Raw genomic sequence first — 17,537 nt, 5'->3', positions numbered from 1 at the left:
GTAATAACCGCCCCCCACAGCCAGCCTCACGTTACGCGGGAGTCAGGAGTGGTTCACGCCGGGGCCGGGAGCAGCACTCTGAACCACGCGCCCTGGTGGGACGGTTCGAGGGCGACGGTGCCGCCGTGGGCCGTCGCGATGGCCGCGACGATGCTGAGGCCGAGTCCGCTGCCGGCGGCCTTCGTCTCCTCCCCGCGCACGAAGGGCTCGAAGAGACGGGCGCTGAGTTCGCGGGGGATGCCTGGGCCGTTGTCCATGACCTCGATGACGCGGTAGCCGTCCTCCGTACCGAGGCCGAGCGTGGTCGTCGTACCGGGCGGGGTGTGGACGCGGGCGTTGTTCAGCAGGTTGGCGACGAGTTGGTGGAGCCGTAGCGGGTCGCCGGTGACGGTGTGGTCGCCGGGGGCGAGGAGCAGCCGTACGGGATGGTCGGGGTGGCAGTCGCGGGCGGCGGAGGCGGCGTCGCGGCACAGCTGGGCCAGGTCCACGCAGGTCAGTTGCAGGGGCTGGCCGAGGTCGAGGCGGGTCAGCAGGACGAGTTCGTCGATGAGGGTGCTCATCCGGCCGACCTCGGTGGCGATCCGGCCGAGTGCCTCCTGCCGCATGGGCTCGTACGCGGGGTCGCCGACGCGGGCGAGTTCGGCGTACCCGGAGATCGTGGTCAGCGGGTTGCGCAGCTCGTGTCCGGCGGAGGCCATGAACTCGCGCAGCCGCCGCTCGCTCTCCCGGCGCTCCCTGACCTCCCGGCGGCCGAGGCACCGGGCGCCGAACAGGACGCTGCCGAGCAGGGGCAGTGCGGCGACGCTCTCGACCTGGAGGAGCCGCTCGACGGCTCGTCGGTCGGCGGTGGTGGTCCGGGCGGTGACGACGTAGCGGCCACCGGTGTCTTTGGTTTGGCGGAGGTGGGCCACCTGGGCGCGGTAGCTGTCGCCGAACGCGGAGGGGCGGGCGCGGGTGGCGTACGCCTTCAGCCGTGCCGGGGTGAGGCTAGGGAAGGCGGGCAGGTCGGCGGAGCCCCGGTAGCGCTCGACGACCCGGCCCTCGGCGTCGAGGACGAGTACGAGGCAGTTCTTGTCCAGGGTCGACGCCGACGGGGGCGGGGTGGCGGGGTCGCGGGCGAGGCGGCTGAACCTCGCGATCTGTTCGTCGGTGCGGGCGGTGAGGTGGTGGGCGAGTGTGTGGGCGGACACGGCGGCCACCGCGCCGAGGGTGGCGAGGGTGGAGATCAGCCAGAAGCCGACGGTGCGCCCGCACGCTCGGTCGGGGCGGATGGGCTGTTCCACGGGTGGGCCGGGGAGGCGGGGGGCGTGGGCCTGCTCGTGTGGCGCGGCCGTCGCGAGAAATCCGGCGGCCCTGATGTTCCCGCCCAGCCCGGTGAACCCACTCATCCCGTGTCCAACCCTTTGCTTCCGCCCAGCAGTTTCTCGCCCTCGCCGCCCCTACCCGTCCCATCCCGGGGGCTGCCGCCCCTTCGACCCCGCCCCGCCTTCCAGCTCGGTCGGGATGGTTCGTCGGCGGGCGCGGGTGGGTGGGGGCTTGTCGCGCAGTTCCCCGTGCCCCTGAAAGCAGGGGCTGCGCCCCGCTTTACCGGGAGTGCGGGGAGCCGTCGTCGTTCAGTTCGTGCACAGCTGGTAACCCACTCCCCGCACGGTACGTATGAGGGACTGCCCGGGTTCGCCCAGTTTCCGGCGCAAGTAGTAGATGTACGTGTCCACGACGCCGGACCCCTCGTCACGGTGGTTCCACACCCGCTCCTGGATCTGGCCTCGCGAGAGCACCCGCCCGGGGTTCTCCATGAGGTACCGCAGCAGGGCGAACTCGGTGGTGGTGAGGTCGACGGGCCGTTCGCCGGCCCAGACCTGGTGGGCGTCGGCGTCGAGTTGGACGGCGCCGGCGCGGAGCCGGTTGCGGTCGGGGGCGGGGACGGTACCGCCGGCCCGGCGCAGCAGGGCGCGTACCCGGGCGGCCACCTCCTTCAACTCGAACGGCTTCGTGACGAAGTCGTCGCCGCCCATGTCCAGCCCCCGCACCCGGTCGTCGACCCCGCCGAGGCCGGTCAGGAACAGCACCGGTACGGCGTTCCCCCGGTCCCGCAACGTCCGGCACACCTCGAAGCCGCCGAGGTCGGGGAGGTTGACGTCGAGGAGGATGAGATCAGGATGGTGCCTGGTCACGGCCTGGAGCGCCTGACGACCGGTGGCCGCGGCGGTCACCTGGTAGCCGAGGAACTCCAACGCCATCGTGAGCATGGAACGGATCCCTTCCTCGTCGTCCACGACGAGAAGCCGCCCGGCCGAGGCGGCCGAGGCGGCTGACGGAGCTGCGGAAGGGACCGAGGGCACAGGGGTGGTCATGTCCTGTTCCTTTGCGACCGTGACCTCGATATTGAGGTCTCAAGTTTCGGCAGAGCCGTATCGTCACACGTACCCGCAGGTAAGGAGACCGCTTTCGAAATCATTCGGAATGAGTCATTCCTTACCGTTGCCTCGGATCGCCGGGGAATTCCACGCGGCGCCTGGCGGACAGCGCGGTGGCCCGCGACGTTCGACGGTTCGACGTCGCGGGCCACCGGTGTGAGGGTGCTGTTCCTCGGGGCTAGCTGGTGAAGATGAAGTACTTCCAGGCGCCGTGCGTCGTCGTGTTCACGTTGTCGCCCGACGTCGTGTCGATGTACGAGGAACGGATCCGGAAACGGATGCCGGTGCTCGGTTCGCCCTGGAGCTCGACCGCGCCCAGGCCGGAGGACTCCAGCGGGAAGTACTGCGTGCCCGTGGTGCGCCAGGCGCCGTCGTAGTACGCCTGGACCTGGACCCGGTAGTCGCGGCCCGGGTAGTAGGTCATCCGGGTCGTGAACAGCGGGTCCACGGACTTGCGGAAGTAGTAGTAGGTCCGGTTCCAGGCGGAGGCGGTCTTGTAGTGGCGGCTCGGGGTCGTCGAGACGCTCACCTTCGTGTAGACCTTGCTCGTCGCGGTCTTCGGCGCGTAACGCGCGTCGCCCGCGAACTTGGCCGTGAGCTTGGTGTCGCGGGTCAGGTCGAGGGTGACGGACAGATTGCCGTAGGAGTTCACCGTCCCGGACTTGACCAGCTTGTTCGGCTTGTCGGAGCCGTACGGGTCGGCCCAGATCTCGACCGTGCGGTTCTTGTACGTCGTACCGAGGTGGGCCGTGAAGGTCACGTCCGCGCCGTACGAGTAGACGTTGCCGTTCTTGTTGAGCGTCAGCGTGGTCGTGGCCCGCGAGACCTGGACCGTGTCGGACGCGGAGGCCGCCTGGTGGGTGGCGTCGCCCGCGTAGGAGACGGTGTACTTCACCGAACCGCCCGCCGGCGGGGTGTCCTTGAAGGAGTACGAGCCGTCCGCCGCGACCGTGACCGGGGCGAGCAGCTTGCCCGCCGGGGACTCCAGGTCGGTGCGGGTGACCGTGAGGGTGGTGCCGGAGGCGAAGGGCGCGTCCGAGGTGAGCTTGCCGGTGACGGTCAGGGCCTGGGCCCGGGTGGCCGTCGCGGGCGCGTTCACCGTGAGGGTCGTCGGGGACGGAGCCGGGGGCGGCGGCGGGGCCTCGGCACCCAGGTCGCGCAGCGCGTAGCCGCCGCCGTTGGTGGCGACGACCGCGAACAGGTGCGACTCGTCCGGCGTGAAGGCGAGGCCGCCCGGCGTGAGGACACCGGCGTCGCCGGCGCCTTCGGCCGTGTTGGTGAAGTCGTAGACGTGGGTGGCCGTGGTCGTGCCCGGCTCGTAGGTCCACACGTCCGGCGAGTACGTGCCGTCGATGCCCGCCGCGACCGTGCCGTCGGGGGCGATGTCGACGGCGTTCGGGTACGAGTCGCTCGGGTACTGGCCGGCCGGCGTCAGGTCGGCGGTCTTGTACACCTGGTGGAAGTACGGCGCGCCGCTGGCCACCACGAGCTGGGAGCCGTCGGGGGTGAGGGCGAGGTCGCGCAGGTTGCTCGGCACGTAGTCGCTGGTGTTGGGGCCGCTCGCGGTGCGCGTCGCCGTACCGGACGACACGTCGTAGACGGCGACGGAGGCCGGGCTCATGCCCTCGATGCCCGCCGCCAGGGTGTTGGGGGCGCCGGGAGTGGAGTCCAGTCTCGGGGCCGCGTACCAGCCGCGGTCCTGGCCCAGCGTGAGCACCGGCTCGGTGCCGGAGACGTCCAGGGAGCCGAGGTTGCCCTGGGCGGCGGCGCCGTAGCCGAACCACAGCTTGCCGCCGGCCCACGCCGGGTACTGCGGGTCGGTGCCCTCACCGATCGGGTACCGCTTGGCCTCGGTGACCGTCGCCGTGTCGATGGCCACGATCGAGTCGTCGCCCGGCACGGCCGCGTAGAGGGTGCCGGAATCGGGGGACAGCTCCAGGCCCTTGGCACCGGGCAGTGAGGCCACGGTGCCGACGACCTTGCCGGCGTAGTCGGTGGCGACGACCTGGCCGCCGGTCGGGTCGGAGACGAAGACGCGCTGGTGCACGCCGTCGACGACGATGTCGCCGGACGACTGCACCGGCAGGGGCGTACTGGTGTCGGCCACGGCGGGCGTGGCCACGCCGACCGCGAGCGCGGCCGAGCTGAAGAGGACGGCCAGCGCGGTGGCGGCCGGAAGGGTGCGTACGTGTCTGCGCACGGTGTTTCGAACCCCCGGAAGAAAACGAAGGAAGGGCGATTACGCGCGCCGCTCGCATACGGGCCGTGGGGGGTTCGGAGACATACCTGACCGAGCACATGCCTGATACATGGACCGTGTGGGGCGCGTGTGACGCGTGACCGAAGACTAGATCACGCCACTGACAGGAGTTTCACAGGGGCTGATGAGAGCTCGACGCCGGCGTGAACGGGTCACGTCATGGGACATCGCAGGTCGGGCACGGAACGGTTCGGGGAGCAGGTCACCAGGGCCAGGGAGAGGTACGTGGGGCGTTCGAGGTAGAAGCCGAGTGACAGGTCTGTTCCCGATGCCAGGCGTTCGGTTGCGGAGTCGACGAGGGTGGCCAGGTGGGTGGTGTCGCGGTCCCGGTCGGAGGCGAACCGCGATGCGAATACGGCGAGTTGTTCCCCGAGCCAGGTCGCCGCTTCCTTCGGTTCGGTCCATGTGTCACGGACGAGTGATCCGGGTTTGATCAGCCAGTAGGCCGTTTCCAGCGGTGGCAGGTCCACGAGACGGAACGCCGCCGCCACTTCCCGGTACCGCTGGATCAGCTCCGGTCTGCTTCCGGCCGGTGGTGGTTCGGGGTGTGGGGGCCGCCGTAGGGCTTCGTTGTCGAAGCGTTCTTTCGGGCCGGTCCACAGGTAGCCGTGGTGGTGCACCAGGTCGTTCCGATCGAGGGCATGGGAGGGGCGGCCGGTCCCGGCTCGGTGGGTCGGGAGCCAGGACCGGCCTATGGGGGGAGGGTCAGGCGGACAGGCCGAACCGGGCCGGGTCGATCCCGGCCGCGTCCAGCTCCTCCGTGGTGAAGCGGAGCGGCTCGGCGTCCGGCCGCTTGCTGTCCCCAAGGGCCCAGGCGTCCTCGCCGATCCGGGCGAGGGTCACGCAGGATTCCCCATCGGGGTGGGTGTTGCCGCCGCAGGCCTTCACGAACGACGCCCCGTCGATGTCGAGCCCGTACAGATCACTTCCGTCCAGCATCACTGCACCTTCCTGCTCACCTGATCGCGGCCATGGCTGAGTGCCTGACCGCCGCCGCCCGGGTTGGGCGGGAGTTCGTGGGAGAGGGGACGGGGACAGGCGCCTCAGCGATGAGCGGACTTGTGCGGCTTGACGCAGTGCCGGCACCGGCACGGAGGCCATTCGGCCGTGATCAGGGGCCGTAGGTCGTCCGTACTGAGTACGGCCCGCTCCGGTTTCCATGTCCGCCCGGAGTCATGGGACACCCGCATGGTCATGAGCGGGCGACCGGAGAAGAGCTCGCGCTCCTTTTTCTGGCTCATGCCCTGTGCGCTTCTGCATGGTGCCGACGCAGTTCCACATTCACGTCGGACACCGCGCTGTAGTCGCAGTCGGAGCGCGCGTTCTGCCTGGCGACCGCGAGGGACATGCAAGCGGAGCAGCCGGGCTTCGCGGAGGGCTCGGCCAGCGGCTCACTCGGGCTGTGGTACTTCGGTTTCTGTGTCGTCACGCATGGCCTCCCAGGTCCCAGGCCGGTCTCCTCAAGAGGTGAGTCCGTACGCAGCTGTGCCGTTGAAGGGCCACGTTCTTGCACGGGATCGCGCATGGCGGCTTCAGCGGCGTTGGCTTCGCCCGGGGCTGTCACCTCGCCGAGGTCTTGTTGTGCCTGCTGACGCTAGTAGCACGGCGAGTGCTCTTTCCAGCAATGTTCATGAATGTTCATAAACAATGGTTGTCACTGGTTGTAGGCGCAATGCCCTCTTGCTTCGATCGCCCCTTCCTCCGAAGATTGTGTACATCAGTGCACACCAAGCGTGCCGGAGGCAGCGATGACGCTACGGTTCATCGGTATCGACCCGAATACCGGAACGGGCGAGAGTCCCACGGTCTGGGTCGACGAAAGCAACAACGATCTGATCATTCAGGGATGGAAGCCGACACCCGAACTCGAAGCCGAGTGCGCTGCGTTCGAGGTACCGGGACACGCGGTCGGCATCCCCGATCACGAGGCTGTCGTCCGTATTCCTGCTCGTCTGGCGCCGATCCTGAGGAGGGCATGCGATGCCGCAGAACGTACCCAGCTTCGATGAACTGCTGAACAGCGCTCAGCGCTCCGCCGTCCACCTGGAGATGCGCGACGCCTACGGAGTCGCCAATGAAGCCGACGACTTCGCCCGCTGGAAGAGCACCGGCGAGCGGGACAACGACCCCGAATCTCCGTACTGGGCGCCATGGGTGACACTGATCCGGAACACGGTGGCGCGTGGCGTAGTGGTGCGCCGGGCCCGCATCGTGTCCGAGCCGGTCAGTGACTACATTCGGTTCGAACACGCGGGTACTGTCGTGAACATGGAGGCGGGCGAGCTGGTGCGGTGGCTGCCGCGTCGGCGCGCTTCCGCCATCGCGTTGCCCGGCAACGACTTCTGGCTGATCGACGACCGACTCATCCGGTGGAACCATTTCACCGGCGAAGGAGCCTCGGGCGGTGGGGAGGTCAGCGAGGATCCAGCTGCGGCGAAGCTGTGTGCGGACGCCTTCGCAGCGGTGTGGGCACGGGCGACGCCGCACGAGGACTACAAGATCAGTTAGTACGGAAGGCACACGGTCGGCTCATGTCCATCTCCCCGTCCTCCTCGGCCCAGGCCGCGCGTGAACGGGTCGCACAGCGTCTGCGCGAGCTACGTGCCGACGCGGGCATCACTGGGACCGAGCTGGCCGTGCGCTGCGGCTGGACGCATCCGAAGACATCCCGCATCGAGAATGCACGTACGGCCCCCACACCGGACGATATCCGCCTCTGGTGCCGGGCCTGCGGTGTCGAAGACCAAGCCGCAGACGTCATCGCTCAGTCGCGCAACGCGGAGTCGCTGTACGTCGAATGGCGGCGCAAGGTGCGCGCGGGCCTGAAGCGGCTCCAAGACAGCTACGTGGAGCTCTATCAGTCCACAGAGCTGTTTCGGATCTATTCACCCACGCTGGTGCCCGGCTTGCTTCAGACCGAGGGCTATGCGCGTGCCCTTCTGTCAGCCAACGCTCAAATGCTCGATGCCCCCGATGATGCCGAAGAGGCAGCCGCAGCCCGCCTCGAACGCTCGCAGGTCATTCATCAGCCGGGCCACCGGTTCGTCATGCTGATCGAAGAAAGCGTCCTCTCTTACCAGTTGGGCGACGACGACGCGATGGCCGCACAGCTCGGCTACCTGCTCACAGCCGGCGCCCTCCCTCAGGTGTCGTTGGGCATCATCCCCAGTTCGACCCGGGAACGGACGCTGTGGCCGCAGGAGTTGTTCCACGTCTACGACGACACTCTCGTGTCCGTTGAGCTGCTGTCAGCCCGGGTGAGAATCACCCAGCCCGACGAGATCGCCCTCTACCTGAAGGCATTCGAGCGACTGCGCAGCATGGCCGTGTACGGGGTGGAAGCACGCGCCCTGATCCTGAAAGCCATCGAGAATCTGCGCTGAGCGGCGATCTTCCGTGCGGCGGAAGGGCCGCCGATCGCGCTATCGGTCCGGCCGGTACCCCTCGTGCAGGGTGGCCAGCTCCCACACCGCGGCGAAAGCGGACGAGCACAGCTTCACCACGGCGGGGTCCGTGACCAGCTCTTCGCCGGTCATCGTTCCGTCCCCGGCGAAGTGGTTGAAGAGGACCGACGTATCGTCGAACAACCAGAAGTCATTTCCGGGCAGCGCCAGCCCGGAGGCCTGCCGACGGGGTAGCCAGCGCACGTCTTCGCCGGCCTTGACGTTGTGGCCGTGGGTCAGCTCGTACTCGTACCGCACGTAGTCGCTGATCGGTTCCGAGACGATGCGCGCACGATGCACGGCCACGCCACGGGCCACCGAAGCGGAGACCAGCTCAATCCACCAGGGCCAGCGCTCAGCGGGATCGAACGGGTTGCCCGAAGCCCATTCCCGGTAGTCGTCGTCGAGCCCGTAGGCGTCCCTCATCTCCAGGTGATACGCGCTGTGCCGGGCCGAACGGAACAGACTCTCAAACGTCGGCTCCGTCACCACCGTTCACCTCCGGGAAGAACCGCATCATGCGCCGCGGGAATTCGATCACCACTTCATGTTCCGGGATGTGCAGCCCTCAGCGCACGGAGGAGAGCGCCGAAGGCGGAGGGGCTGGCGTCGAGTACGGCTTGGGTGGGGTCGGCGCTTTCGGTTATGTGGATCGTCTCGGGGGCGGCGGATATGTGGACGCAGGATTCGCCCTGGCCACAGTAGGACGACTTCTGTGAGGTGGCGGCGACGTGGACGCAGGCTTCGCCTTCTTGGCAGTAGGACGACTTCTGCCATGGAGGGGTAGGCATACGGGCTCCTTCAGAGGTCATGGGCGATGGCATGGATCAGGTCGCGGGAGTTCGGGGGAGCGAGGGCGATGGATTCGACGAAGTCCAGGAGCAGTCGGTACTTCTCCAAGTGAGCCTCGGCGTCCAGCAGTACGGGACCGTGGAACTGGTCGAGTTGCACGGTGTCGAGCTGCGGCACGGGGCCGTACAGGTAGTTGATGGACTGGCCCGATCCGGGGAACGCCCCGACGTCGTAGGGGAGCACCCGGATGGTGATGTGGTCCCGTTCGCCTATGTCGAGCAGGTGCTGGAGCTGAGCCCGTGCCACCGATCGGCCGCCGACCTGCATGCGTAGCGCGGCTTCGTGGATGACGGTGCTGTACGGGTGGGGGTTCGCCCGGTAGATGACGTCCTGCCGTTGGACGCGGTGCGAGACGCGGCGCTCCACCTCGGGCGGGGTGGGGGACGGGATCACATGGCGGAAGATCTCCCGGGCGTGGTCCGGTGTCTGGAGCATGCCCGGGATGTGCGCGGTGAAGGCGGTGCGCAGGGCGGTCGCGTGGTGCTCCAGCTCGGCCAGAGTGAGGAACCCCGAGGGGAGCACGTCGCGGTAAGCGTCCCACCAGCAGCTGCGCGGCTTTTCGGCGGCCATCGCGACCAGCGCGTCGACGTAGGACTGGTCCGTGCAGGAGTACACACCCGCCATTGCGCGGATTCGATCAGGGCTCACTCCGAAACGGGCCGACTCGACATTGCTGAGTTGACCGGAACTGGTGCCGAGCAGTTTCGCGGCCTCGGTTGACGTCAAGCCCGCCCGTTCGCGCAGTTTTCGCAGCTCGGTGGCGAGCCGGAGGCGTCGGGCGCTTGGGGCGGGTCTTGGTGTCATGCCGTCCCTTCCGGAGCGCGGACTACGGGGATTGTCACCCACACGGGGGAGATAGTGCTGAGATTCTTCGAATTCCCGCAAAGCAGCTTTGTGGTAGGCCTATCGTCTTCTCCAGGCGCCCCGCCCAGAAGTGCCCCGCTCGACGGAGCGGCGACGGCCACTGGGCACCCGTACGCATCCCGACGACGACACCGCAACGCCACCACCCAACTCCCCTCAGTGACCGGAGACTTCCATGACCACCGTATCCCCGTCCTGGACCTGCACCCTGCGCCTTCCCCGAGATCCCCGTTCGCCCGGGGTCGCCCGCGCCGCCCTCCGTGCTGTCCTCGGCCCTCATGACCTCGCCGAGTTCGCCCCCACCGCCGAACTGCTGACCTCGGAGTTGCTCACCAACGCGGTCCGGGCGGAGGCGGCGTACGGCCGGGACGTCGGGGTTCGGTTCGAGCTGAGCGGGGTGGAGTTGCGGCTTGAGGTGGCCGACTCGGCTGATGGAAAGCCGGAGTTGAGGTGCGCCGGGGACGATGACGTGTGCGGGCGGGGGCTCGTCCTCGTCGACGCGTTGGCGGACGACTGGGGTGTGGCGCCGTGTGACGGGGTGGGCAAGGTCGTGTGGGCGTCGTTGTCGTTGTCGCTGTCGGACGGGGGCGTGCGGTGACGAGGGTGCAGTGGGCCGTTCGTTCCGTGGTGCTGCTGGTTCTCCGGCTGCTCGTGCCTGCCGGTGGTCGGCGGCGGAGACCGCCCGGGAGGGCGCGGGAGAAGAGCCCGCCCGGTACGAACGGCCGCAACGTGAACGACAACAGCGACCCGCCCACGCCATCGCTGACCCTCCGCTCCCCATACAGCACCGACCACGCGCCCTTCGACGGCAACGCGACCGCTCTGACCCGCCCGTATCTGTACGCCCTCGACATCTGGCTGCCGGAAGCGACTGCCGCCCTGCCGGTCGGCGTCGGGGTCGGGGTCCGATGACAGTCATGGACGACGGCGACCAGCGCGACCAGGTCGGCCAGGCCCTTCACGGCACCGACAGGTGTGACGTGGTCCGGGCCGCACTGCTGTACCGGGTGCCGATCTTCAGCGAGATGGGCTCGTGTGTGCTCGGCAGGGGGCATGAAGGGGACCATCAGGACTCGCGCGGCGGCAGCTGGAACGTGATCCCCCTGAACCCTTTCCGGAACGACTGACGGACATCCCGCTGTGCCAACAGCCCACCACCGCGTCCGTTCGGCATCGCGGGCCCGCCTCCCGGCTCGCACTGCGGTGCCTTCACGAGTGATCGTGGCGCAGCAGCGCTCGGGCGGCCTCGATCTCGTCGCGGGTGAGTTCGTCGTTGTCGGTCTCGAAGTCGGCGACGATCTCCCGGAGCTTGTCCACGGCGATGTCCTCGGGCAGGTTCATGGAGTACTTCTTGCTCCCGCTCATGGTGCGATCCTGCCAGCGGTAGGAACCCTTCGGGCCGTCGGCCCGAAGGGCGTCGCCCCCCGGCCCCCCGGCTAGCTGGCGAAGATGAAGTACTTCCACGCCCCGTGCGTCGTGGTGTTGACGTTGTCGCCGGACGTCGTGTCGACGTATGAGGAGCGGACGCGGAAGCGCATGTTCGTGACGGGGGTGCCGGTCAGGGTGATGTTGGACTTGCCGGCCGTGCCCAGGGGGAAGTACTGGGTGGCCGTGTCGCGCCAGGCGCCTTGGTAGTACGCCCGGATGTGGAGGCGCTGCTTGCGGTCCGGGTAGTAGGTCATCGTGGTGCTGATGACCGGGTCCTTGGACTTGTGGAGGTAGTGGTACCGCTGGCCCCACGCCGACTGGGTCTTGTAGTAGCCGCCGATCGTCCTGGAGATCCTGACCTTGGTGTAGACGGTGTTGGTGACCGTCCGCGGCTTGTAGCGCGCGTCGCCCGCGAACTTCACCGAGAGTTTGGTGTCGCGGGTCAGGTCGAGGGCGACGGACAGGTTGCCGTAGGAGTTCACCGTCCCCGACTTGACCAGCTTGTTCGGCTTGTCGGAGCCGTACGGGTCGGCCCAGATCTCGACGTCGCGGTTCTTGTACGTCGTACCGAGGTGAGCGGTGAACGTCACGTAAACGGTCTCGCGGCTCTGCTTGCCGGTCTTGGTGTCGGTGCGGTGGCGTACGACCCTGGCTACCTGGGCGGAGTGGGGGAAGTCGACGCCCAGGTCAGTGACGGTCAGGGCCTGCACCACGCGTGTCTCTTTCGGCCGTGGCCGGTGGTGCGGTCGTAGAACTTGGCCGTCGCCTCCTGCCAGGGCAGGGTTCGCAGCTGTTGGTAGAGGTTCTTCTGGTTCCGCTTCACCGTGAAGGCGTAGTGCGCCTTCTTCGCCTCGACGAGGAAAGTGGGCGTGGTCGCGCTGAGTGTGCAGGGCATCGCCAGTCACGGTGACTCCTTGCTCGGCACCGCGGATCTGCCAGCGTAGCCAGCCGATCGGCCAGCGGAGAAGAAGCCTCAGATCTAGCTCATATTTCTTCTTGAAGGTTTTACGTCAGTAGCTGCGTTCATAGGATGTGACCAATCACCGCTCGCTGGGAGCGGTGATTCAAAGGCTGGGGAACTCGTGCGTTTTGCGCCAAAGAGAGCCTTTGTGGTCTCTGTCGCAACCATGGCGCTGCTGGTTGGGTTGACCGCCCAGGCAGCAGCCGAAAATTCCGTCGGGCCAACTGGCCTGGCAGATTCAACCAGCACTCCAAGCGAGGACTCCACGCCGCAGCCGGGGCCGCCCACGGAACCGGAAGAAGACGTAACGGAAATTCCGTCTGGGGATGTCGACAGGGCGCCGGAACTTCCGCAGGGTACAGGGAAGCCGTCCGAACAGCCTGCTGGTGACTATTGCGGGCCGCCGGTGGGGGTTTATAAGCCCGTTGCAAAAAAGGGTAAGAAAATCAAGGGAATAGGGCCCGCGCAAGGTAATTTCAATTCAGGGACGCACCCCGCGAAGTCGAGGTTTATCGCCGAGGCGGGCGGCGAAGTCGGAATAGCTGTCTCCGGAGAGCTAAAGGTTTCCGCAAGTGCCATGGTTGGGGAAATCGAGAAGAAGTTCGGAGTCGAGCTCTCGTTCAAGATGAACGCGAAGATCGGTAACTGGATCGAAGTAAAGACTCCGCCAGGAAAGACAACTCACGCCCAGTATGGCGTGTGGCGCATGAAGAATACCGGAACCAGCTACATCATCTACAGCAACTGCAAGACTTCACCCAAGAAGACCATCACGAGTTACGCGCCGTGGCATGTAGGTTGGCATATATGGGAGAGTTGATCACTGTGGCCAAACCTGCCTGGCGTCGAGTTGGCCTGATAATGGGTGCGGTGGCTGCCTGCTGCGGTGTAATTTCTGGTTGCACTGAAGGGGGTCGAGACACAAAGTCGAATGCGTCACCTTCATTCTCGAAAGAAACGGTCATCGAAACGCCTGATCAAGAGGAAACTGCGCCTTCTGACTCGGTGTCCGTGGCGCCCAAACTTCCCGGTGGCCAGGTGCTTGCTTCCGCTGAGGGGCGCAGCGGGAACGCCGTCCTTGCTGTAAAGGACCCTTTGGAAAAGGGGGCGCTCGCCATTATGGTGAAGTGCGAAGGGGAAGGGCGACTGACCGTAACATTGAAACCGGCAGGCGTGCGTTTTCCACTCGAATGCGTCGATGGGGAAGTCAGCACTACGTACAACCAGGTAGAGCTCAAGCGAAGCAGGGAGTCCGCTTCTATCGAGGTGGCGGCTCGTTCGACGGTTAGTTGGGCTCTTACCGCTGGTCAGTGAGCCTTTTCCAGTAAGCGCTCGTCGCTCGCTGTGATCGCGAGGCGGGCGCTGCAACCGGCGTGGTCCCAAGTCCGGGCAAGCGTAAGGCCCCTGGTAGGAACGATCTTGCGAAGGAAAGATCCGGCCGAGGGGTCTCACGTGTCGAGCGGTGTCACATACACCGCCGTGCTCGATGTGAGGCGGTCCACCGCCGAGCACCTGGCCCGGCTGCTGCGCGATCACCGCATCGTGGCCGGGACCCGCAAGGGCAGGCGTGCGCTGGGCTGCTTCCGTCAGGCGGTGCTCGTCCTGCGCTGGTTCATCGACGGCACCCGTCTTTCCCAACTCGCTTGCGACAACGGCCTGTCGGTCTCCACCGCCTACCGCCACCTCCACGAGGGGCTGACTGTTCTGGCGGCCGGGGCACCTGACCTCGCGACCGCGCTGGAGCGCGCGAAGGCGGCCAGGCTGAGGCATCTGAACCTCGACGGCATCGTCATCCGCACCGACCGCGTCGCCGCCACGGGACCCAACGGCGCAGACCTCCGGTGGTCCGGAAAACACGGGCACCGTGGCGGGAACGTGCAGGTCATCACCACCCCGGACGGCTGGCCGATCTGGGTCTCACCGGTCCGCCCGGGCAGGGAGCACGACACCACTTGCGCCCGCCACCACAGCCTGATCGACGCCCTCAACCGGATCGCCGCCGAGCTGGACATGCCGACCCTGGTCGGCCTCGGCTACGAGAACGCCGGCGACGGCTTCCGTCCGGCCCGCGTCCACAGCTGCCCCGCCAGCCCCAGGTCACAGGGACGGTGATTCAGAACGGCCTGCCGGATCGCCTGCTGCTCGACCGCATCGAGAACCTGATGCTCGCCGACCCGGCGCCCACGCGGCCGAGCCACGAGCGCTTCGCGCCCGCCTGCCAGCCACTTCGCCCACCAGTTGTCCACTGCCTTGAGCGAGACCTGGAACACCACCGCGACATCCTCACGAGTCCGGCCCGCCACCAACGCAGCCGAAGAACCTCCTGCACCGACGGCAACAACTGGCGTACATCTCCCACCAGTTCACTCACGCAGGAATCAACGACCCAGAACACCTACCGTTTCGGATCAGTATCTGCGCTCGGACGTCAGTGCTCAGTACGACTGGCGAACGTCAGCGGAGCTGCCCTTCTCCCTCAGCGCACGGAGGAGGGCGCCGAAGGCGGAGGGGCTGGCGTCGAGCACGGCTTGGGTGGGGTCGGCGGTTTCGGTTATGTGGATCGTCTCAGGGACGGCGGATATGTGGACGCAGGCGTCGCCTTCCTGGCAATAGGAGGACTTCTCCCAGATATGCGTGTGCATGCGGACTCCCTTACAGGTCTTGGGTGATGGAGTGAATCAAGTCTCTGGACTTGTCAGGGCTGAGGGCAGTGGCCTCCACGACGTCGAGGAGGCGCCGGTACTTCTCCAGGAGGGCTTCGGCGTCGAGCATTACGGGGCCGTGGAATTGATCGAGTTGGGCCGTGTCCAGCTGGGGAACCGGGCCGTCCAGGTAGTTGATCGACTGGCCCGAGCCGGGGAACGCGCCCACGCCGAAGGGGAGTACACGGATAGTGATGTGCTTGTGCTCGCTCATGTCGAGCAAGTGGTGGAGCTGAGCGCGAGCCACGGTCCTGCCGCCGACGCGCATGCGCAGGGCTGCCTCGTGGACGACGGTCCGGTATGGGGTGGGGGTTGTCCCGTACAGCACGCCCTGCCGTTTCACGCGGAGCGAGACGCGATGCTCGACCGCGGCACCACGTCCCGGGGCAAGACGCACTGGATGGGCTGGAAGCTGGACGTCTCGCCGACGACCTGCGTGAACAAGTACGTCACGAGCAGGTTCAAGTACGTCGGCACGCGTAGCGACGGCGCCAAGCTCTACAAGTCGCCCGCGGGCAACATGTACGCCCGTGAGAGCAACCACTGGGACATCCTGTTCAACGCGGCCGCCGCCTGAGGCGTACGACAGCACACGGCCCGCCGGGTGTGAGGACGCGCAGGACGGCCCGGCGCCGTACCAGGGCCTCGCCCGCTTCGAACCGGACGACCACGCGCTGTTCTTCAGCGGGGCCTTCTCCGTCACCCCGGAGGCGTTCTCCGCCTTCGTCAGCTCGTTGGAGGGAGCCGACGAAAGGCGGAGAGTGACTCACGTCACCTGACCTCGTACTCCCCGCTCTCCCACTTGACGCCGTAGGGGCATTCGGCCTTGGCGTAGCCGTACCTCCAGGCGCTGCGACTGGTGGAGCCGTCGACGCAGACGACCTTTATCCGCACGTATTCGCCGGGGCATCGTGCGTGTGCGCGGCCGGCGCCGCCGGGGCCGGCGGTGTCGAACCACGAGCTGCAAGCGGCGGCGGCAGCGGGCGCCGCGGATGCGCTGCCCGGGGCGGCGGCTGTGGCCGTGGGGGCGATGAAGAGACTTCCTCCCAGGGCGACTGCCGCTGCGCCGAGAGCGACGAATCCAGGTCTGTTCATGATGTGTCCTCTCCGGGTTCTGGCTGCGCGAGGAGCTGCAGCCAGCGGTAGAGACTGCTGGTGGGGTCAGACCGGGACAACAGCGAACGGGTGTCCCGGACAGCGTTGTTGCTGTCCGGCCTGGTCGGCGCTCTGTCCGGATTTCCTGTCCGGGAGGGCGTTCCGCAACGCACGGGTGCCCGGTCGGGGATGTGGCCACATCCCCGACCGGGCACCCGGTGTTCAGCGGGTCAGTTGACGACCGACAGCGACTTCGGCCAGCCGTTCTTGTCCAGCACCTTGAACAGGCTCTTGATGTCGTTGGGGTGCAGCTTGATGCAACCGTTGGACTTGTAGTCGCCGACGCCGTCCCAGCGCCGCTGCTCGGTGGAGCCCTGGCCGCCGCTGCTGGTCATCTCGCTGTGGATGAACAGCTCGGTGCGCAGGGTCCCCGTGCCGTTGTTGCAGCGTTTGTCGGCGAGGCGGATCGCGTAGCCCTTGATCAGGCTGCCGTTGTAGTTCTTCCAGTGGCCGCCGATGCTGTAGGTGGCGGTGGGCAGCCAGCCCTTGGCCGTCGTGCACTCGTTCGTGGTGACGCCGGATCCCGCGCGGTAGCTGGCGATCACCTTGCCGCCCTTGAGGACGTAGAGCCGCGAGTTGGTGTTGGTGCCCTTGTCGAACTTCAGGGTCACCGGGCCGGAACCGCCGCCGCTGCCGCCGCCGCCCCTGACGAGGGCGGCCCAGGTGTTGGGCCCGGCGATGCCGTCGGCCTTGAGGCCCTTGGCCTTCTGGAAGGCGCGGACCTTCTCTGCGGTACGGGCACCGAAGGCGCCGTCGGCGTTGGTGGTGTAGCCGTTGTGGGTCAGCTGGAGCTGGAGTGCCTTGACGGCGTTGCCCTTGGAGCCGGTCCTGACCGTGACGATGAGCTTGGACCAGGTGTTGGGGCCGACGATGCCGTCCGCTGTGAGGCCCTTGGCCTTCTGGAAGGACTTGACCTTGGCGGCGGTGCCGGAGCCGAAGACGCCGTCGGCCTTGAGGCTGTACCCCCGGGCGTTCAGCAGCAGCTGCACGGTCGTCACGTCCGCGCCCCGGTGACCCGACTTCACCGTCGGCCAGGACGCGGCCGCGGCGGCGTTGGCGGCCGCGGCCGGCTGCGCCTCGGCGGTGTCGAGCGGAGCGGTCGCCGTGATGCCGACCGCGAGGGCGGCGGCGAGGGCAGCGGCGGCGGCGATGTGACGCCGGGGCTGGATTGAGGTGCTCATGTCGGTATCCCCCGATGTTCGCTGAGTGCCATCTGATGCGTGCTGATGCGTGGAAACGATCGACCACAGAGGTGCGATCGTCAGCAGGAGACGCGAGTGGCCGGGGTTCGGTTCCGCGAAATTCCTACGCTGGTAGGGCCGTTGGTGTTCCGGAGCAGCGCTGTTGTCCGGAGAGCGAGGAGCAGGTGCGCGCAACGCAGTCGTGACGCTCGATGGGCTGTTGCTGAAGCGCTGGATCAGTGACTCGCGCAGAAACGTGACAGCACACTCGTTC

Annotated in this window: 23 protein-coding genes and 2 pseudogenes; 9 read left to right on the top strand and 16 right to left on the bottom strand. The window is 67.3% G+C overall.

The genetic code is table 11. The features are described 5' to 3' along the window. Positions 1–53: 53 nt before the first annotated feature. From CES90_RS38655 to CES90_RS38635, 5 genes are all read right to left on the bottom strand, one after another. Positions 54–1,388 (bottom strand): sensor histidine kinase, encoded by a 1,335-nt coding sequence (locus tag CES90_RS38655; protein WP_189780774.1) that lies wholly within the window; start codon positions 1,386–1,388, stop codon positions 54–56. 225 nt (positions 1,389–1,613) lie between these two features. Next, on the bottom strand, positions 1,614–2,354 hold the full coding sequence (locus tag CES90_RS38650; protein WP_373313256.1) for a response regulator transcription factor: 741 nt from the start codon (positions 2,352–2,354) through the stop codon (positions 1,614–1,616). 241 nt (positions 2,355–2,595) lie between these two features. Continuing rightward, positions 2,596–4,617 (bottom strand): YncE family protein, encoded by a 2,022-nt coding sequence (locus CES90_RS38645; RefSeq protein ID WP_189780773.1) that lies wholly within the window; start codon positions 4,615–4,617, stop codon positions 2,596–2,598. Between the two features lie 212 nt (positions 4,618–4,829). Then, a complete protein-coding gene (locus CES90_RS38640) occupies positions 4,830–5,297 on the bottom strand; it encodes a hypothetical protein (protein ID WP_189780772.1) in 468 nt (155 codons plus the stop codon). Positions 5,298–5,382: 85 nt separating this feature from the next. Next, positions 5,383–5,616 carry a DUF397 domain-containing protein gene (locus tag CES90_RS38635; protein WP_189780771.1) on the bottom strand — a complete coding sequence of 78 codons (234 nt, stop codon included), beginning with the start codon at positions 5,614–5,616 and terminating at the stop codon, positions 5,383–5,385. Positions 5,617–6,425: 809 nt separating this feature from the next. Here CES90_RS38635 and CES90_RS38630 point away from each other — a divergent pair. From CES90_RS38630 to CES90_RS38620, 3 genes are read left to right on the top strand one after another with little or no spacing between them, the layout of a single operon-like run. Further along, complete coding sequence (locus CES90_RS38630) at positions 6,426–6,686, top strand: hypothetical protein (protein ID WP_189781083.1); 261 nt, start codon at positions 6,426–6,428, stop codon at positions 6,684–6,686. Next, complete coding sequence (locus CES90_RS38625) at positions 6,658–7,185, top strand: DUF6879 family protein (protein ID WP_189780769.1); 528 nt, start codon at positions 6,658–6,660, stop codon at positions 7,183–7,185. Before CES90_RS38630 ends, CES90_RS38625 begins: the two co-directional genes overlap by 29 nt. Positions 7,186–7,208: 23 nt before the next feature. Beyond that, positions 7,209–8,060, top strand: coding sequence for a helix-turn-helix domain-containing protein (locus CES90_RS38620; protein ID WP_189780768.1), 852 nt, complete (start codon positions 7,209–7,211; stop codon positions 8,058–8,060). Between the two features lie 39 nt (positions 8,061–8,099). On the opposite strand, the gene CES90_RS38615 is transcribed toward CES90_RS38620, so the two are convergent. The 3 genes from CES90_RS38615 to CES90_RS38605 are packed head-to-tail and all read right to left on the bottom strand — an operon-like array spanning position 8,100 to position 9,776. Continuing rightward, positions 8,100–8,609, bottom strand: coding sequence for a DUF6879 family protein (locus tag CES90_RS38615; RefSeq protein WP_373313255.1), 510 nt, complete (start codon positions 8,607–8,609; stop codon positions 8,100–8,102). 56 nt (positions 8,610–8,665) lie between these two features. Beyond that, positions 8,666–8,911 carry a DUF397 domain-containing protein gene (locus tag CES90_RS38610; protein WP_189780765.1) on the bottom strand — a complete coding sequence of 82 codons (246 nt, stop codon included), beginning with the start codon at positions 8,909–8,911 and terminating at the stop codon, positions 8,666–8,668. 10 nt (positions 8,912–8,921) lie between these two features. Then, positions 8,922–9,776: a helix-turn-helix domain-containing protein gene (locus tag CES90_RS38605; protein WP_189780764.1), complete on the bottom strand. Its 855-nt coding sequence runs from the start codon at positions 9,774–9,776 to the stop codon at positions 8,922–8,924. Between the two features lie 235 nt (positions 9,777–10,011). Between CES90_RS38605 and CES90_RS38600 the strand changes: the two genes are divergently transcribed. The 3 genes from CES90_RS38600 (at position 10,012) to CES90_RS38590 (ending at position 10,963) form a co-directional block, all read left to right on the top strand. Then, positions 10,012–10,434, top strand: coding sequence for an ATP-binding protein (locus CES90_RS38600; protein WP_189780763.1), 423 nt, complete (start codon positions 10,012–10,014; stop codon positions 10,432–10,434). 131 nt (positions 10,435–10,565) lie between these two features. Continuing rightward, positions 10,566–10,748, top strand: a complete 183-nt coding sequence (locus tag CES90_RS50470; protein ID WP_232791358.1) for a hypothetical protein — start codon at positions 10,566–10,568, stop codon at positions 10,746–10,748. Between the two features lie 5 nt (positions 10,749–10,753). Beyond that, complete coding sequence (locus tag CES90_RS38590; protein WP_189780760.1) at positions 10,754–10,963, top strand: hypothetical protein; 210 nt, start codon at positions 10,754–10,756, stop codon at positions 10,961–10,963. A gap of 82 nt (positions 10,964–11,045) precedes the next feature. Here the strand turns inward: CES90_RS38590 and CES90_RS38585 are convergent, their stop codons facing one another. The 3 genes from CES90_RS38585 to CES90_RS38575 all read right to left on the bottom strand — a co-directional run bounded on the left by CES90_RS38585 (position 11,046) and on the right by CES90_RS38575 (position 12,159). Continuing rightward, the gene (locus CES90_RS38585; RefSeq protein ID WP_189780759.1) at positions 11,046–11,201 is read right to left on the bottom strand and encodes a hypothetical protein; all 156 of its coding nucleotides are present in this window, start codon (positions 11,199–11,201) and stop codon (positions 11,046–11,048) included. Between the two features lie 71 nt (positions 11,202–11,272). After that, positions 11,273–11,977: a hypothetical protein gene (locus tag CES90_RS38580; RefSeq protein ID WP_373313254.1), complete on the bottom strand. Its 705-nt coding sequence runs from the start codon at positions 11,975–11,977 to the stop codon at positions 11,273–11,275. Beyond that, entirely contained in the window at positions 11,962–12,159 is a 198-nt protein-coding gene (locus CES90_RS38575; RefSeq protein WP_189780758.1) for a hypothetical protein, read from the bottom strand. The genes CES90_RS38580 and CES90_RS38575 overlap by 16 nt, the downstream gene beginning before the upstream one ends. 232 nt (positions 12,160–12,391) lie before the next feature. On the opposite strand from CES90_RS38575, the gene CES90_RS38570 reads away from it, so the two are divergent. Further along, positions 12,392–13,045, top strand: coding sequence for a hypothetical protein (locus tag CES90_RS38570; protein ID WP_189780756.1), 654 nt, complete (start codon positions 12,392–12,394; stop codon positions 13,043–13,045). A gap of 632 nt (positions 13,046–13,677) precedes the next feature. Then, positions 13,678–14,286: pseudogene (locus tag CES90_RS38565) on the top strand (transposase family protein); the annotation flags it as partial. Here the strand turns inward: CES90_RS38565 and CES90_RS38560 are convergent. The 3 genes and pseudogenes from CES90_RS38560 to CES90_RS38550 form a co-directional block, all read right to left on the bottom strand. Then, positions 14,259–14,471 (bottom strand): hypothetical protein, encoded by a 213-nt coding sequence (locus CES90_RS38560; protein ID WP_332836437.1) that lies wholly within the window; start codon positions 14,469–14,471, stop codon positions 14,259–14,261. The pseudogene CES90_RS38565 and the gene CES90_RS38560 sit on opposite strands and share 28 nt — an antisense overlap. Positions 14,472–14,660: 189 nt before the next feature. Next, the gene (locus CES90_RS38555; RefSeq protein WP_189780755.1) at positions 14,661–14,867 is read right to left on the bottom strand and encodes a DUF397 domain-containing protein; all 207 of its coding nucleotides are present in this window, start codon (positions 14,865–14,867) and stop codon (positions 14,661–14,663) included. A 10-nt stretch (positions 14,868–14,877) separates the two neighbouring features. Then, positions 14,878–15,294, bottom strand: a pseudogene (locus tag CES90_RS38550) (DUF5753 domain-containing protein); the annotation flags it as partial. On the opposite strand from CES90_RS38550, the gene CES90_RS38545 reads away from it, so the two are divergent. Beyond that, positions 15,286–15,504, top strand: coding sequence for a hypothetical protein (locus tag CES90_RS38545; protein WP_189781127.1), 219 nt, complete (start codon positions 15,286–15,288; stop codon positions 15,502–15,504). The pseudogene CES90_RS38550 and the gene CES90_RS38545 sit on opposite strands and share 9 nt — an antisense overlap. A gap of 194 nt (positions 15,505–15,698) precedes the next feature. Here CES90_RS38545 and CES90_RS38540 read toward each other — a convergent pair whose 3' ends face one another. Continuing rightward, complete coding sequence (locus tag CES90_RS38540) at positions 15,699–16,022, bottom strand: hypothetical protein (protein WP_189780753.1); 324 nt, start codon at positions 16,020–16,022, stop codon at positions 15,699–15,701. 230 nt (positions 16,023–16,252) lie between these two features. Then, positions 16,253–17,263 (bottom strand): peptidoglycan-binding protein, encoded by a 1,011-nt coding sequence (locus tag CES90_RS38535; protein WP_189780752.1) that lies wholly within the window; start codon positions 17,261–17,263, stop codon positions 16,253–16,255. Positions 17,264–17,537: the final 274 nt, after the last annotated feature.

Origin of the sequence: Streptomyces capitiformicae, from assembly GCF_002214185.1 — a bacterium.
Classification (GTDB): Bacteria; Actinomycetota; Actinomycetes; order Streptomycetales; family Streptomycetaceae; genus Streptomyces; species Streptomyces capitiformicae.
The sequence above is the reverse complement of the archived record's forward strand: the minus strand, read 5'-3'. Positions and strand labels throughout refer to the sequence as shown.